This is a genomic window from Enterobacter cloacae complex sp. OE43NF (assembly GCF_023544405.1).
Lineage (GTDB): Bacteria > Pseudomonadota > Gammaproteobacteria > Enterobacterales > Enterobacteriaceae > Enterobacter > Enterobacter cloacae.
Window position 1 is genome coordinate 1 of record NZ_JAMJFW010000033.1, and the last position, 16,424, is coordinate 16,424.

General features: G+C 56.2%; 10 protein-coding genes and 1 pseudogene. 8 read left to right on the forward strand and 3 right to left on the reverse strand.

Translation table 11 applies throughout. The features are described 5' to 3' along the window. Positions 1 to 116: 116 nt before the first annotated feature. Positions 117 to 1,145: a UDP-N-acetylmuramate dehydrogenase gene (gene murB / locus M8370_RS15650; RefSeq protein ID WP_058680820.1), complete on the forward strand. Its 1,029-nt coding sequence runs from the start codon at positions 117 to 119 to the stop codon at positions 1,143 to 1,145. Further along, positions 1,142 to 2,104, forward strand: a complete 963-nt coding sequence (gene birA / locus M8370_RS15655) for a bifunctional biotin--[acetyl-CoA-carboxylase] ligase/biotin operon repressor BirA (RefSeq protein WP_013099224.1) — start codon at positions 1,142 to 1,144, stop codon at positions 2,102 to 2,104. The genes murB and birA overlap by 4 nt, the downstream gene beginning before the upstream one ends. A gap of 101 nt (positions 2,105 to 2,205) precedes the next feature. On the opposite strand, the gene bcsG is transcribed toward birA, so the two are convergent. Genes bcsG through bcsE form a run of 3 tightly spaced genes read right to left on the reverse strand, consistent with a single transcriptional unit; the run spans position 2,206 to position 5,631 of the window. Next, entirely contained in the window at positions 2,206 to 3,885 is a 1,680-nt protein-coding gene (gene bcsG / locus M8370_RS15660) for a cellulose biosynthesis protein BcsG (protein ID WP_013099223.1), read from the reverse strand. Next, positions 3,878 to 4,075: a cellulose biosynthesis protein BcsF gene (gene bcsF, locus M8370_RS15665; protein WP_250021348.1), complete on the reverse strand. Its 198-nt coding sequence runs from the start codon at positions 4,073 to 4,075 to the stop codon at positions 3,878 to 3,880. Before bcsF ends, bcsG begins: the two co-directional genes overlap by 8 nt. Beyond that, positions 4,069 to 5,631 (reverse strand): cellulose biosynthesis c-di-GMP-binding protein BcsE, encoded by a 1,563-nt coding sequence (gene bcsE / locus M8370_RS15670; protein ID WP_126851053.1) that lies wholly within the window; start codon positions 5,629 to 5,631, stop codon positions 4,069 to 4,071. The genes bcsF and bcsE overlap by 7 nt, the downstream gene beginning before the upstream one ends. Positions 5,632 to 5,804: 173 nt before the next feature. Here bcsE and bcsR point away from each other — a divergent pair, with 173 nt between their 5' ends. From bcsR to bcsC, 6 genes and pseudogenes are all read left to right on the forward strand, one after another. Continuing rightward, positions 5,805 to 5,993: a cellulose biosynthesis protein BcsR gene (bcsR, locus tag M8370_RS15675; protein ID WP_013099220.1), complete on the forward strand. Its 189-nt coding sequence runs from the start codon at positions 5,805 to 5,807 to the stop codon at positions 5,991 to 5,993. Between the two features lie 11 nt (positions 5,994 to 6,004). Next, positions 6,005 to 6,757, forward strand: coding sequence for a cellulose biosynthesis protein BcsQ (bcsQ, locus tag M8370_RS15680; RefSeq protein WP_013099219.1), 753 nt, complete (start codon positions 6,005 to 6,007; stop codon positions 6,755 to 6,757). Beyond that, positions 6,754 to 9,368 (forward strand): annotated as a pseudogene (gene bcsA / locus M8370_RS15685) (UDP-forming cellulose synthase catalytic subunit). Before bcsQ ends, bcsA begins: the two are co-directional and overlap by 4 nt. Positions 9,369 to 9,378: 10 nt before the next feature. Further along, the gene (gene bcsB / locus M8370_RS15690) at positions 9,379 to 11,802 is read left to right on the forward strand and encodes a cellulose biosynthesis cyclic di-GMP-binding regulatory protein BcsB (RefSeq protein ID WP_250021318.1); all 2,424 of its coding nucleotides are present in this window, start codon (positions 9,379 to 9,381) and stop codon (positions 11,800 to 11,802) included. A 6-nt stretch (positions 11,803 to 11,808) separates the two neighbouring features. Beyond that, on the forward strand, positions 11,809 to 12,912 hold the full coding sequence (bcsZ, locus tag M8370_RS15695; protein WP_038420784.1) for a cellulose synthase complex periplasmic endoglucanase BcsZ: 1,104 nt from the start codon (positions 11,809 to 11,811) through the stop codon (positions 12,910 to 12,912). Continuing rightward, a complete protein-coding gene (gene bcsC / locus M8370_RS15700) occupies positions 12,894 to 16,376 on the forward strand; it encodes a cellulose synthase complex outer membrane protein BcsC (RefSeq protein WP_250021325.1) in 3,483 nt (1,160 codons plus the stop codon). Before bcsZ ends, bcsC begins: the two co-directional genes overlap by 19 nt. Positions 16,377 to 16,424: the final 48 nt, after the last annotated feature.

A 16,424-nucleotide genomic window follows, 5' to 3' on the forward strand; every position in this document is an offset into this window, starting at 1 on the left:
TGAAGAGGCCATCCGAAAGGATGGCCTTTTTGCGTTTCTGCGTTGCACAAACTAATCCCCCACAACGTACTGCTTATACGGTAAACTACCTGCGTTTTTGCATCAGGATAGCGCCTATGAACCACTCCCTTAAGCCCTGGAATACCTTTGGTATTCAACGGAATGCTAATCACATTGTACGCGCCGATACGGCCCAGCAACTGCTGGATGCATGGCAACGCGCAACAGAAAACAACGAACCTGTACTGATTCTGGGCGAAGGCAGCAATGTCCTGTTTCTCGATGATTTTGCCGGGACGGTCATTATTAACCGCATCATGGGAATTGAGGTCGAAGAGTGCGCCGATAGCTGGCGTTTGCGCGTAGGTGCCGGCGAAAACTGGCATCAACTGGTGCAATATACCCTCGAAAAAGGGATGCCGGGACTGGAAAACCTGGCTCTCATCCCGGGCTGCGCGGGATCATCGCCCATTCAAAATATCGGTGCGTATGGCATCGAACTCAAACACGTGTGCGACTATGTCGACTGCATTGAGCTGGCGACCGGTACGGCTCAGCGTTTAACGGCAGAGCAGTGCCGTTTTGGCTACCGTGACAGCATCTTCAAACATGAATATCAGGATCGCTACGTCATTGTCGCTGTGGGCCTGCGTCTGTCCAAAACCTGGCAGCCGGTGCTGACCTATGGTGATTTAACGCGCCTCGATCCGGCAACCGTCACCCCTCGCGATGTGTTTGACTCGGTTTGCCATATGCGCATGACCAAACTGCCCGATCCCAAAGTAAACGGAAATGCCGGCAGTTTCTTCAAAAACCCGGTCATAAGCAGCGAAAACGCGAAAGCATTGCTGGCTAAATGGCCTACTGCCCCGCATTACCCGCAGGCGGATGGCAGCGTGAAGCTGGCCGCAGGGTGGCTTATCGATCAGTGCCAGTTAAAAGGTACTGCCGTGGGCGGCGCAGCGGTTCACCGTCAGCAGGCACTGGTGCTGATCAATCAACACGATGCGACCAGCGACGACGTAGTGCAACTGGCGCACCATGTGCGTCAGCAAGTGGGTGAGAAATTTAACGTCTGGCTGGAGCCGGAAGTCCGCTTCATTGGTCGTACGGGTGAAGTGAATGCTGTGGAGGCTATCGCGTGAAGGACAATACCATCCCGTTAACCCTGATTGGCATCCTTGCCGACGGTGAGTTTCATTCTGGCGAGCAATTAGGCGAGCAATTGGGCATGAGCCGTGCTGCCATTAATAAACATATTCAGACCCTCCGCGACTGGGGGGTTGATGTCTTCACCGTGCCCGGAAAAGGCTACAGCCTGCCGGAGCCTATTCAGCTCCTGAATGAAGAACTCATCCGCAGCCAGATAGGGCAGGGTAACGTGGCCGTATTGCCGGTCATCGATTCGACAAACCAGTACCTGCTGGAGCGGATAGGCGAGCTGGAATCAGGGGATGCCTGCGTTGCAGAGTACCAGCAGGCCGGGCGCGGCCGTCGCGGGCGTAAGTGGTTCTCGCCGTTTGGCGCAAACCTCTATCTTTCCATGTACTGGCGCCTTGAGCAGGGGCCTGCCGCCGCAGTGGGTCTGAGTCTGGTGATTGGTATCGTTATGGCGGAAGTTCTGCACGAGCTTGGCGCGGATAAAGTACGGGTAAAATGGCCAAACGACCTTTACCTGAACGATCGTAAGCTTGCCGGTATTCTGGTCGAACTGACGGGAAAAACAGGCGATGCGGCGCAAATTGTCATTGGTGCCGGTCTCAATATGGTAATGCGAAATGTGCAAAGCGATGTGGTGAATCAGGCGTGGACCAACCTGCAGGAAGCGGGGATCACCATCGATCGCAACACGCTTGCCGTGCGTATGATTAAAGAGCTGCGTACCTCCTTGTCTCTCTTTGAACAGGAAGGGCTGGCATCGTTCCTGTCTCGCTGGGAAAAACTTGATAACTTTATCAACCGGCCGGTGAAACTGCTGATTGGTGATAAGGAGATCTACGGTATCTCTCGCGGCATTGATGCACAGGGTGCCCTGCTCCTGGAGCAGGATGGCGTCATCAAGCCCTGGGTGGGCGGTGAGATCTCCCTGCGCAGCGCTGAATAAATGAGTATGCGCCCTAGAGGATATTCCGCGAGCCTGAAAATGCTCGTCTGGCTCGCGGAACAATCATTCCCTCTCCCCGAGGGGAAGAGGGTCTGGAGAACTTACTGCGGATAAGGTACCCAGTCTCCGCCGTTCAGGCGAACGTACGGTTTGTTCTGGTACTGAATGACAACCGCATTCGCATTCTCTGACACTTCCGCGGTTTGCGGCAGATTGCTGGTGAGCTGATCCCAGTTCACGCTATCTTCCACAAACAGCTTACCATCGACCGCGCGGGCCACAAGCTCAGAGATGGCCAGATAGCTGACTGGCTGAGTGATCTCAATCGGTGCGCCCTGATGCGGTGCCTTCATACCAAAGAATTTAATCCCGGCAGGCACGTTGGTAATGGACGGGCTGGGGATATCGCGCAGGCCGGACACCTGCATTCTGTCGCCTTTCAGCGCCCCACCGTGCTCCGGAACGACAACCACCATCACTTTACGGCCAGATTTTTCCAGCTCAGTGAAGAACGCATCCAGCTCATCAAAGAACTTCTGCGCACGCACTTTGTAATCTGCCGTTTTGCTCACGCCCGGGAAATGGTTACCGTCGTGAAGGGGCAGGGTGTTATAGAACGTGGCGCTGCGCGGATTGCTGTCTTTTTCAATGGTCTGCAGCCAGCGCTGTAGCACGGCGGTATCGTCATAGACTGGCGAGCCGTCGAAGCCCAGCAGCGTGACCGGCAGCCCGGTTTGATCCATCAGCGGTGCCTGCATACCCCCTTCTTCACGTACCTCTTTCAGGAAGTTACCGAACTGACCGTTATGCCCCAGCATCAGATGCTGCGTAAAGCCCAGTTTCGCCAGGTTATCGAACAGATAACACTGGTTGCCAGCGGGCTGATACAAATTCTTGTGCGATGGCTGGCCGCAGCTTGCTCGCAGCAGGCGGATGGCCGCCGGGCCGCTGTACGAGGTGGCAGAGTTAAAGTCTTTAAACTGGATATCGAAATGCGACCACAGCGGGTGTGACATTAAACCAGCCGCATCAACGTCAGCCCAGGAGAGGGAGCAGATGTTAATTACCAGCAGTTCAAACGGCTGAGCATCTGCCGGGAGTGCATCCGGGAACTTAGTCTGACGCTTATCTTCCGCGGTGTAGAAGCTGGAAAGCCAGGCATTCAGGTTGGTTGAGGTCGGCGGTGCGGTCTGTGCTGGAATATCGCCCACCACCGGCGTGTCGCCTGCCGTGGCAACGGTTGCTGCCGCGCTTCCTCCGGTGGTGGTTACTGTGCTGGTCGGTTGACCGGCAGGCCACAGGGAAAAACTTGGCCCAGCCAGCGTCAGAACGTTCAGCCAAATCATAATGGCAACGACAAACACCGTGACGCGGATCCACTGTGACAGAAACAGCCAGGCAACCAGCAGCACAAAGACCGCGCCAATCATCTGCCAGTTAATAAAGCGCTCGGTCAGGTCGAGGATATAGCTGGCGCTAAACCCGGCGACCTGCGAACCCTGACTCATGATGCTGTCCGGCCCCGGCAGCCAGGTATCATGCCAGAACAGCGCAAAACCCAGCGGGATGGCAACCCAGTGACGCAAGCGATGCAGCCTGATATTGGGCAGCGGCATCAGCAGGAAGGCCATAAACACCAGGTTCAGCAGAGGATGGAAGTTCAGATAGCCAGCCCACAGCAGACCAAACTTCACCAGAAAGTAGAAGTTCCAGCCGGAAAGGCCGCGCCAGTATTGCCACAGAGGCGATGGTGACGAAGCGGTATAAGTTGAGTTAGTCATGTTTTCGGTCTGCCTTGACGTGTGTTGCCCGTGTCAGTGTTCCGGCTGGTTTGACATAGCGAGGTTTGCCAAACGCCATTCTGGCCGTATCGCGAATACGGCGCAGTGAATGGCGTGCATAATAACCAAGCGGGAAAAAGATCATCGCACAGAATACAACCAGTTGAATGATATCGCTGATATTCATGATGGTGCGTTCTCCCCATTCTCAGTTAATAAGCGAAGGGGTTCCGGAACCCGACGCCAGATATGGCCGTCATGCCGTGCATTGAGGATCGGTTTGATATCGCTCGTGACAGGCAGCGGTTTCACCCAGTTTTCTGGCGCGAGGGCACGCATCTGCACCAGCTCAGCGCTGATCAGATTGTCTTCGAACCAAATCATACGGTTTGAGAAAATATCCCCGGTAGGCAGCGGGAAGATATGGTTCAGTGCGGTATCGAGATCGTTCACCCGACAAAAAGACAAAAACAGAACCAGGCGGTTGTCGCCAATCGTCATGATGTCCCCGGTACGGTTCGGGCGGCATAAGGTGAGCGCCTGTTCCACGCGGATCCCCGGTACAGGTCGCAGGGCAACCATTACCCCTTTCCCGTCTGCAGGAAGCAGCGTGTTGTTCATCATGTTGCCAACGGCATCGCAGAAGGTATCCCATTTCTGATAACCACGCAGTTTCATCGGCTGCGTCATGGAAAGCAGCGTGGAAATATCTTCCGGTACGTGGCGGTTGAACTGCTGCCCCTGGACACTTTCGATAAGCGTCAGGCAGCGTGAAAGAGGTGCATTCCACGGGATAACCATGTTTGCGCCACAGCCCAAAAGCAGACGTTCGTCCGTGGCACGCAGGCTGGTATTGTTTTCGCGTACCACAATTTTTAACGCGCTGCCGCGTTGACGACGTAAGGTATGAATTTGTCGTGCCAGCGTTTCAATCTGATTGTTCTGCATCAGCGAGAAAACAAGGGTTGCTGCCTGCGTCGTGCGGGCTTCATGAAAAAGCGCTTCATTGGACTCAAACAGGGACCAGTTTTCAGACAGCGCGGGCGCCCCCTCCAGTACCGCAATATGGCTCAGGATCCGTTTTTCATCGCTGCGCGGTTGCACCACGGTTTCTTCTTGCTGGGCAAGGTGCCACTCGCCGTCAATATGTTTAAGCGTAAGTTGCTGTCTGGCGCTCACGCCTTTTTCATTACACCAGAATGCAATATCGTAGAGATAGCTGCCCGCCTGGTCGCGCAGACTTGCCAGGCCGAATAGCGAGCGATACTCCGCCATTAAAAGTGAGAACAGCTTGTCGTTATTACTGCCGGGATTGATTATCAATAGCGTGCAATTTTGAAATTTTGCCCATTTATTGATTTTTTCCAGCCACTGCAGCAGTTTCTCCGTCGGGATATTTTGCAGGGCATTATGTGAACATTTAAGAATCAATAAAAAGCGGTCTGGATTGATGGAACACTGAATGTCGCGGGACAAATAGTATAGACTATCTGCTTCCGACGGCATGGAAAACAAGCGTACCGTCTGTGGACCGCGGTCTCGCTCAAGCGTAATAATTTGCTTCGGGTCTTCGCCCATACTAATGACAGCGACCCGGGAGTCCTTACCCTGCGCGGCAATTGTCTGGTTTACCAGACTGATAGCATCTTCATTACGATCCGAATTAACCCACCAGACTCCTCCGACTGGCATGTGGCGCAATTCGTCCCATAATGACTGGATGCCAATAGAAAATATGGAGTCCACGGTGTCCCTCTTTTCGTCTAATTTATCTGTATATCAGTTTACTAGCGAAAGCGTAGAAATAAACCTAACATTGAAATTAAAGAGCATCAGATTTAGCATGTAAATGAAATTTCACAGGGCAGGAAGCCTCGCGACTTCAGAGAGTAAAACGATACTCAAAGGGATGGAAAAAAATGGATAATAACGAACCCGGAACCCCAGTCGATTCTACCCTGGGTTACACATTCCAAAACGATTTTCTGGCGCTGACGCAGGCCTTTTCTTTACCTGAAATAGATTACACCGATATTTCCCAGCGGGAACAGTTGGCTGCGGCTATTAAACGTTGGCCGTTATTAGCTGAATTTACCCAACAACAATAAGGGAGCCATTGATGGCCATACTCGGATTACAGGGCGTCCGTGGTGGAGTGGGTACAACATCCGTTACCGCGGCGCTGGCGTGGTCATTACAGCTTTTAGGTGAATCGGTGCTGGTGATTGACGCCTGCGCCGACAATTTGCTGCGTATGTCATTTAACGTCGACTTTACCCGTACAGAGGGTTGGGCCCGCGCGTTGCTTGATGATAAAGACTGGCGTGATGCGGGTCTGCGTTACACCTCCCAGCTCGATCTCCTGCCGTTTGGTCAACTGACCACGACAGAGCGTGAGAATGAAGCCGCCTATCAGCGTTTATTTTCGCAATTCACACTCGCGCTGCAGAGCCTCAAAGAAAAAGGCCATTATCAGTGGATCCTGCTGGATCTGCCGCACGGTGCCGGCACGCTGACCCGACAGCTGATTGCCCAGTGCGACCACGTGCTCTCCATTGTGAACGTCGATGCCAATTGCCATATCCGTCTACATCAGCAGGGGTTGCCACAGAATAGCCATATCCTGATTAACGATTTACGCATTGGCAGCCAGATCCAGGACGATCTGTATCAGGTCTGGCTGCAAAGCCAGCGTCGTCTGCTGCCGATTGTGATCCATCGTGATGAGGGGATGGCGGAATGCCTCGCCTCCAAACAGCCACTTGGCGAGTATCGTAGCGATTCGCTGGCGGCAGAAGAGATCCTGACGCTGGCGAACTGGTGTCTGCTGCACTTCGCCCAAGAGGCGGATCCTGCCAGGGGTACGGTATGAGTCGACTCGCCAGCTGGTTACTCATCCCACCGGTCAGTTCGCGTTTAAGCGACCATTACCGGCATTATCGCCGGCATGGTGCCTCGGTATTTAGCGCCGCGTTCGGCTGTTTCTGGATGATTCTGGCCTGGATGTTCATCCCCCTCGAGCACCCCCGCTGGCAGCGCATTCGTGCGCGACACAGTGAATTGTATCCGCACTTAATCCTGACCGTCCACGGCCGTTAGATCCGGCGCGGTACATCATTCAGGCCATCTGGCTGGTGGTTACGTCGCCGCGGCAGGAGAAAAAGACGCCGCACTGGCGCAGCTTCAGCCGGGTCCAGCTTTTACGCGAACGCTATCATCAGTGGCTGGACAGGCTGCCTGACCGCGTGGGCGATAAGACCAGCCATCTGGATAACCATAAAGAACTTGGGCATCTGCATCCGGGTTTACGGCGTTTTATTCTGGGCGTGATTGTTGTCTTCTCGCTCATTCTGGCGCTGGTCTGTATCACGCAACCCTTTAACCCGCTGGCGCAGTTCACTTTCCTGATCCTGCTGTGGGGCGTGGCGCTGCTGGTGCGGCGTATACCGGGGCGCTTCTCCGCCCTGATGTTGATTGTGTTATCACTGACCGTCTCCTGCCGCTATATCTGGTGGCGTTATACCTCAACGCTGAACTGGGATGATCCGGTTAGTCTGGTATGCGGTCTGGTGCTGCTGTTTGCTGAAACGTACGCCTGGATCGTGCTGGTGTTGGGCTATTTCCAGGTGATCTGGCCGCTCAACCGCCAGCCGGTTCCGCTGCCAAAAGATACGTCGCAGTGGCCGACTGTCGATCTCTTTGTACCGACCTATAACGAAGATCTGAGCGTGGTGAAAAATACCATTTACGCCGCGCTGGGTATCGACTGGCCCAAAGATAAGCTCAAAATCTGGATCCTGGATGACGGCGGTCGGGCCGCGTTCCGTGAGTTCGCGCAAGAGGTGGGCGTTGAGTATATCGCCCGCACCTCTCACGAACATGCCAAAGCCGGGAACATCAACAACGCGCTGAAGTATGCGACAGGGGAGTTTGTCTCCATCTTTGACTGCGACCACGTGCCGACGCGCTCGTTCCTGCAGATGACGATGGGCTGGTTCCTGAAAGAGAAAGCGCTGGCGATGATGCAGACGCCGCACCATTTCTTCTCGCCGGATCCGTTTGAACGTAACCTCGGCCGTTTCCGTAAGACCCCGAACGAAGGCACGCTGTTCTATGGCCTGGTGCAGGACGGCAACGACATGTGGGATGCGACCTTCTTCTGCGGTTCCTGTGCGGTTATCCGCCGTAAACCACTGGATGAAATTGGCGGCATCGCGGTTGAAACGGTTACCGAAGATGCCCATACCTCGCTACGCCTGCACCGTCGCGGCTATACCTCGGCCTATATGCGTATTCCTCAGGCGGCCGGTCTGGCGACGGAATCCCTGTCGGCGCATATCGGCCAGCGTATTCGCTGGGCGCGCGGGATGGTACAGATTTTCCGTCTTGATAACCCGCTGTTGGGTAAAGGCCTCAAGCTGGCGCAACGTCTGTGCTACGTCAACGCCATGTTCCACTTCTTATCCGGTATTCCGCGGCTGATCTTCCTGACCGCGCCGCTGGCGTTCCTGCTTCTTCACGCCTATATCATCTACGCGCCCGCGCTGATGATTGCGCTGTTTGTTCTGCCGCACATGATCCACGCGAGCCTGACCAACTCGAAGATTCAGGGCAAGTATCGCCACTCATTCTGGAGTGAAATCTACGAAACGGTGCTGGCCTGGTACATCGCGCCGCCAACGATGGTGGCGCTGATTAACCCGCATAAAGGCAAGTTTAACGTCACCGCGAAGGGTGGCCTGGTGGAAGAGGAGTATGTCGACTGGGTGATCTCCCGTCCGTACATCTTCCTGGTGCTGCTGAACATTGTGGGGGTAATTGCCGGTATCTGGCGCTACTTCTACGGTCCGGAAAACGAAATCCTGACGGTGTTCGTCAGTATGGCATGGGTATTTTACAACCTGATTATCCTTGGCGGCGCAGTGGCGGTGTCAGTGGAAAGCAAGCAGGTACGTCGCGCGCATCGTGTTGAAATCAGCATGCCTGCGGCGATAGCCCGTGAAGATGGTCATCTCTTCTCCTGTACCGTTCATGACTTCTCCGACGGTGGTCTGGGTATCAAAATCAACGGACAGGCGAAGGTGCTGGAAGGGCAGAAGGTTAACCTGTTGCTTAAGCGTGGCCAGCAGGAGTATGTCTTCCCGACACAGGTTGTGCGTGTGGCAGGCAATGAAGTGGGTCTGCAGCTGATGCCGCTGACCAGGAAGCAACATATTGATTTTGTGCAGTGTACGTTTGCCCGCGCGGATACGTGGGCTCTCTGGCAGGACAGCTTCCCGGAAGATAAACCTCTGGAAAGCCTGCTGGATATTCTGAAGCTGGGGTTCCGTGGCTATCGTCACCTTGCAGAATTTGCCCCGTCGTCGGTGAAAATAATTTTCCGGTCACTTACTTCGCTGGTTTCCTGGGTCGTGTCGTTCATTCCTCGTCGTCCTGAGCGGGATGAGGCGAAGCAGGCGGACCCGGTTATGGCTCAACAATGATGATAACGCGATGAAAACAAAACTTTCCTGGTTATGTGCAGTGGCAATGGGGATGAGTACGCTCCCCGCAACAATGGCTAACGCAGCGCCTGATAACGCCGCGGCCACGCCTGCTCCAACGGTGCCTGTGGTGTCGCAAGCGACCGAACCGGTTGTCACCGCGGCGCCCGGTCAAACAGAAAATCTCGTTCCCAACCAGCCGACAGCGGGAAATACCCTGCCGGCCGACGCGCAGGTTGTGGGGCAGGTGATGCCGGGCGTTCCGGGGGCTAATGCGCCTGTTGTCACGGAGAATGCCCCGTCGCGGGACGTGAAGCTCACCTTTGCGCAGATTGCGCCGCCTCCGGGCAGCATGGTGCTGCGCGGCGTCAATCCTAAAGGCGGCGTTGAGTTTGGTATGCGCAGCGATGAGGTTGTGTCGAAGGCGGTGCTGAACCTGGAATATACCCCTTCTCCTTCGCTGCTGCCGACCCAGTCTCAGCTGAAGGTCTATCTGAATGACGAGCTGATGGACGTGCTGCCGGTCACCAAAGAGCAGTTGGGTAAGAAAACCCTGGCTCAGGTGCCGATCAACCCGCTGTTTATCACCGACTTTAACCGTATCCGTCTGGAATTCGTGGGCCATTACCGTGACGTGTGCGAAAACCCGGCCAGCAACACGCTGTGGATGGATGTCGGGCGTAACTCATCGCTGCAGATGACCTACCAGTCGCTGGCGCTGAAAAACGATCTCTCCGCGTTCCCGGTGCCGTTCTTCGATCCGCGTGATAATCGCCCGTTAAACCTGCCGATGGTCTTTGCGTCCTCACCGGACGTCACGGAGCAACTGGCAGCGACCATCGTGGCCTCCTGGTTCGGCTCCCGTTCCGGCTGGCGCGGGCAGAATTTCCCGGTTATGTATGACAAGATCCCTGACAGAAATGCCATCATCTTTGCGACCAACGCGAAGCGTCCTGCTTTCCTGCGTGAGCACCCGGATGTCAAAGCGCCGACCATTGAGATGATAAGCCACCCGGATAACCCATATGTGAAGCTGCTGGTGGTTTTCGGGCGTGATGAGAAAGACCTGGTGCAGGCGGCAAAAGCGATTGCGCAGGGGAATATCCTGTTCCGCGGCAGCAGCGTGGTTGTTGATGAGGTCAAGCCGCTGCTGGCACGTAAACCTTATGACGCGCCAAACTGGGTACGTACCGACCGCGCCGTCACCTTCGGCGAGCTGAAAACCTATGAAGAGCAGCTGCAGTCGACAGGGATTGAGCCGTCTCCTGTCAGCCTGTCGCTGAACCTGCCGCCGGACCTGTATCTGCTGCGCACCACCGGTATCGATATGAACCTCAACTATCGTTACACCGCGCCGTCAACCAAAGACAGTTCGCGCATGGATATCAGCCTGAATAACCAGTTCCTTCAGTCGTTTAATCTGATGAATAATAAGGAAACAAACCGTCTGCTGCTGCGTTTGCCGGTACTGCAGGGGCTGCTGGATGGTAAAACCGATGTCTCCATCCCGGCGCTGAAGCTCGGGGCGGTAAACCAGCTGCGCTTTGATTTCCAGTACATGAATCCAATGCCGGGCGGTTCGGTGGACAACTGCATCACCTTCCAGCCGGTGCAGAACCACGTCGTGATTGGCGATGAATCGACCATCGACTTCTCGAAGTACTATCACTTCCTCGCCATGCCGGATCTGCGGGCATTTGCTAACGCGGGCTTCCCGTTCAGCCGTATGGCGGACCTGTCTGAATCCATTGTTGTGATGCCAAAAGCGCCAAATGAAGGGCAGGTGACGACGCTGCTGGACACCATGGCGACCGTAGGCGCGCAAACGGGCCTGCCGGCGATTAACGTTACCCTGACGGATGATGGCGCTCAAATTCAGAACAAGGATGCGGACATCATGGTGATCGGTTCCATCCCGGATAAGCTGAAGGATGAGAAGCGTATCGATCTGCTGGTTCAGGCAGCCCAGTCCTGGGTTAACACGCCGCTGCGTCAGACCGAGTTCCCGAGCATCATGCCGGATATCAACGATCGTAAAGCCAGCGCGCAGACGGCTGTCACGTCTCAGGGGGCGATGGCGGCCGTGGTCGGCTTCCAGTCTCCGTATAACGATCAGCGTAGCGTGATTGCCCTGCTCGCAGACAGCCCGCGTGGCTACGAACTGCTCAACAGTGCGATGAACGACAGCGGTAAACGTGCCGCGATGTTCGGCTCTGTGTCGGTGATCCGTGAGTCGGGCGTGAACAGCCTGCGCGTAGGCGATGTGTACTATGTAGGGCATCTGCCATGGTTCGAACGTCTGTGGTATGCGCTCTCTAACCATCCGATTCTGCTCGCTATCCTGGCCGCCGTCAGCGTGGTGCTGCTGGCCTGGGTGCTGTGGCGTCTGCTGCGTATCATCAGCCGTCGTCGCCTGAATCCGGATCATGAGTAAGATGTGATGAAAGCCTTTCGCTGGTGTGTCATTGCGTTGATGCTGGCAGCGGCGCCTCTGCGCGCCGCCTGTACCTGGCCTGCCTGGGAGAAATTTAAACAGGATTACATCAGCGAGGGCGGGCGGGTCATTGATCCCAGCGACACGCGTAAAATCACTACCTCGGAAGGGCAAAGCTACGCGCTGTTCTTTGCCCTCGCTGCGAATGACCGTAAAGCGTTCGACAAGGTGCTGGCATGGACGCGGGATAACCTTGCCGGGGGGCATCTCGACGACACGCTCCCCGCCTGGTTATGGGGGCAAAAAGACAAAGACACCTGGGCGGTTATCGATACCAATTCCGCCTCGGATGCCGATATCTGGATCGCCTGGTCCCTGCTTGAAGCGGGGCGGTTATGGAAAGACGCTGACTATACCCGTACGGGCAAGACGCTACTCGAGCGCATCGCCCGCGAAGAAGTGGTGAAAGTACCTGGCCTCGGTCTGATGCTGCTGCCCGGTAAAGTTGGCTTTGTCGATGAGAACGCCTGGCGTTTTAATCCCAGCTATCTTCCTCCACAGCTCGCAAGCTACTTCACGCGTTTTGGCGCCCCGTGGACCACCCTGCGTGAGACCAATCTGCGCTTGCTGCTGGAGAGTGCGCCGAAAGGTTTTTCGCCGGACTGGGTGCAATACCAGAAAAACAAAGGCTGGCGGTTACAGCAGGAGCCGCCGCTGGTGGGGGGATATGACGCCATCCGCGTCTATCTCTGGGTGGGGATGATGAACGATAACGATCCTCAAAAAGCCCGGCTGCTGGCGCGCTTCAGGCCGATGGCCGCCACCACAACAAAACAGGGTGTACCACCGGAAAAAGTGAATGTGGTGAGTGGAGCACGCACGGGTAATGGCCCGGTCGGCTTCTCTGCCGCCATGCTGCCTTTTTTACAACAGCGTGATGCGCAGGCCGTCCAGCGCCAGCGCGTGGCTGACCACTTTCCTGATAATAATGCTTACTACAGTTATGTACTGACTCTCTTTGGACAAGGATGGGATCAGCATCGTTTTCGTTTCACCACAAAAGGTGAATTAATACCGGATTGGGGCCAGGAATGCGCAAGTTCACAGTAAATCTACTCAGTTTATCGCTTGGCCTGGCGCTGATGCCGCTGGCTCAGGCCGTCAACTCTCCGCAGCAGCAACAGCTGCTGGAACAGGTGCGCCTGGGGGAATCGACGCAGCGTGAAGATTTGGTGCGTCAGTCGCTCTATCGTCTTGAGCTGATCGACCCGAACAACCCTGACGTTATTGCGGCACGTTTTCGCTATCTGCTTCGTCAGGGCGACAACGCCGGCGCGCAAAAAGAGCTGGATAGACTGAAAGGGATCGCCCCCGGTTCCAGCGCGTACCAGTCCTCGCGCAACACGATGCTGCTTTCCACGCCGGATGGCCGCCAGCAGTTACAGCAGGCTCGCTTACTCGCCACGACAGGCCATACCCAGGAAGCGATTGCCGCCTATGACAAGCTGTTCGACGGCAACCCGCCGGGCGGCGACGTGGCAACGGAATACTGGAATGTGGTGGCGAAAGATCCCGCTCGCCGCAATGCGGCCATTAACCAGTTGAAAAAGATCAACAGCAGCAGCCCTGGCAATACGCAGCTGCAGTCGACGCTGGCCCAGCTGCTGTTCCAGACCGGGCGCCGTGATGAAGGCTTTGCGGTGCTGCATGAGATGGCCAAATCCAGCAATGGCCGCAGCCAGGCGTCGGATATGTGGTATGCGCAGATCAAAGACCAGCCTGTCAGCAATGCCAGCGTCTCCGCGCTGCAAAAGTACCTGAGCGTATTCAGTGACGGTGAGAACGTAACCGCCGCGCGTTCACAGCTTGAAGCGCAGCAAAAACAGCTCGCCGATCCAACTTTCCGTGCGAAAGCGCAAGGCCTGGCGGCAGTGAATGCCGGACAGGGTGATAAGGCGGTGGCGGAACTGCAAAAGGCGGTCAGCGCAAACCATGCCGACAGCGAAGCCATTGGCGCGCTGGGCCAGGCATACTCCCAGAAAGGCGACCGTGCTCGCGCGGTGGCACAGTTTGAAAAGGCGATCGCCCTCGATCCGCAGAGCGATAACCGCGGCAAATGGGACAGCTTGCTGAAGGTGAACCGTTACTGGCTGCTGATCCAGCAGGGGGATGCGGCGCTGAAAGCGAATAACCCGGCACAGGCGGAGCGCTATTATCAACAGGCGCGCACTATCGACAATAGCGACAGTTATGCGGTGCTGGGGCTGGGTGATGCTGCAGCGGCACGTAAAGATAACGACGCCGCCGAGCGCTATTATCGGCAGGCATTACGCATGGACAGCGGCAACAGTAACGCGGTCCGCGGACTGGCCAATATTTATCGTGCACAGTCGCCGGAGAAAGCCTCGCAGTTTATCCAGTCGCTCTCCGCCAGCCAGCGTCGCAGCATTGATGATATTGAACGTAGCCTGACCAACGAACAGCTCTCCGCCCAGGCCGAGCAGCTGGAGAACCAGGGCAAATACGCCCAGGCCGCCGAGGTTCAGCGTCGTCGTCTGGCGCTCTCTCCAGGCGACGTGTGGATCACCTATCGCCTGTCGCGCGATCTCTACAGCGCAGGCCAGCGCAGTCAGGCAGATACCCTGATGCGTCAGCTTGCCAGCCAGAAACCGACCGACCCGGATCAGGTGTATGCCAACGGGCTCTATCTTTCCGGTAACGACCAGGATCGTGCCGCGCTGGCCCAGCTGGAGACGCTGCCGCGCAGCCAGTGGAACGGCAATATTCAGGAGCTTGCCGACCGCCTGCAAAGTAATCAGGTGCTCGAAACCGCCAATCGCCTGCGCGACAGTGGCAAAGAGCAGGAGGCGGAAAATCTTCTTCGTCAGCAACCTGCTTCTACCCGTATCGATTTAACCCTGGCGGACTGGGCGCAGCAGCGGGGCGATCTCAGTGCAGCAAAAACGGCATACAGCGGCGTGTTGCAGCGCGAGCCACAAAACGAAGATGCGATCCTCGGCCTGACCGAAATCTACAGTGCGCAGGGCGACAAAGACGCTGCGCGTGCCGAACTGGCGAAACTGCCTGCGACGCAAAATGGCCAGCCGTTGTCGCTCAACATGCAGCGCCGCATCGCGATGGCGCAGGCGGGGCTGGGTGATTCTGCTGCCGCAGAAAAGACGTTCAACAGCATCATTCCGCAGGCAAAATCACAGCCTGCGTCAATGGAAAACGCGCTGGTGCTGCGTGATGCGGCACGTTTTCAGACGCAAAACGGCCAGCCTCAGCAGGCGCTGGAGACCTATAAAGATGCCATGGTCTCCTCTGGCATCACCACCACCCGTCCGGCAGACAATGACACCTTTACGCGCCTGACGCGTAACGACGAAAAAGATGACTGGCTGAAGCGCGGCGTGCGTAGCGATGCCGGTGATTTGTATCGCCAGCAGGATGTTAACGTTACGCTGCAGCACGACTACTGGGGATCCAGCGGTACCGGCGGCTACTCCGACCTGAAAGCCCACACCACCATGCTGCAGGTGGATGCGCCGCTCTCTGATGGACGGATGTTCCTCCGCAGCGATCTGGTCAATATGGATGCCGGTTCGTTTGCCACCAACAACGGCACCTACGATCCCAAATGGGGGACCTGTGCCGAAACGCCATGTCGCGGCAACACCAGTCAGACGTCAAACGGCGCAAGCGTGGCCGTGGGCTGGCAGAATAAAACCTGGGCATGGGATATCGGCACCACGCCAATGGGCTTTGACGTGGTGGATGTGGTCGGCGGGGTGAGCTATAGCAACGATCTCGGTCCTATCGGCTACACCATTAACGCCCACCGTCGCCCGATCTCCAGCTCTCTGCTGGCCTTTGCCGGGCAAAAAGACACCAATACCGGCACCACCTGGGGCGGCGTGCGCGCCACCGGCGGTGGCGTGAGCATCAGCTACGATAAAGGCGAGGCGAACGGCATCTGGTCAAGCCTGAACGCAGAATCGCTGACCGGGAAAAATGTAGAGGATAACTGGCGCGTCCGCTGGATGACCGGTTACTACTACAAGCTGATTAATAAAAACAACGAGCGCCTGACTGTCGGTGTCTCTAACATGCTCTGGCACTACGATAAAGATCTGAGCGGCTATACCCTGGGTCAGGGCGGCTATTATAGCCCGCAGGAATATGTCTCCTTTGCGCTGCCGGTCACCTGGCGTAAACGCACGGAGAACTGGTCCTGGGAGCTGGGCGGATCTGTCTCATGGTCTCACTCCAAAACCAACGATGTGCTGCGCTATCCCCTTCAGGGACTCATTCCCGTCGATGAGCCAGGCCGCTACACCGACAGGGGGGCGATGGAAACCGGCAGCAGCTCCTCAGGCACCGGTTATACCGCGCGGGCCATTGTCGAGCGCCGGGTCACGTCCAACTGGTTTGTGGGTCTTGGCGTGGATATTCAGGAAGCGAAAGACTATACCCCAAGCCATGCGCTGCTCTATGTACGCTACTCCGCCGCAGGCTGGCAGGGTGATATGGACTTACCGCCACAGCCGCTCATTCCCTACGCGGACTGGTAATCGGATTTTACTTAATCCATTTGTAAGTCTCTCTTAAAAGTGCGGCGA

Excerpts from the sequence above, each read along its gene's own strand:
- bcsZ (WP_038420784.1), top strand. The coding sequence starts at position 11,809 with ATGAAAGCCTTTCGCTGGTGTGTCATTGCGTTGATGCTGGCAGCGGCG.
- bcsQ (WP_013099219.1), top strand. The coding sequence starts at position 6,005 with ATGGCCATACTCGGATTACAGGGCGTCCGTGGTGGAGTGGGTACAACA.
- bcsC (WP_250021325.1), top strand. The coding sequence starts at position 12,894 with ATGCGCAAGTTCACAGTAAATCTACTCAGTTTATCGCTTGGCCTGGCG.
- bcsR (WP_013099220.1), top strand. The coding sequence starts at position 5,805 with ATGGATAATAACGAACCCGGAACCCCAGTCGATTCTACCCTGGGTTAC.
- bcsG (WP_013099223.1), bottom strand. The coding sequence starts at position 3,885 with ATGACTAACTCAACTTATACCGCTTCGTCACCATCGCCTCTGTGGCAA.
- murB (WP_058680820.1), top strand. The coding sequence starts at position 117 with ATGAACCACTCCCTTAAGCCCTGGAATACCTTTGGTATTCAACGGAAT.
- bcsB (WP_250021318.1), top strand. The coding sequence starts at position 9,379 with ATGAAAACAAAACTTTCCTGGTTATGTGCAGTGGCAATGGGGATGAGT.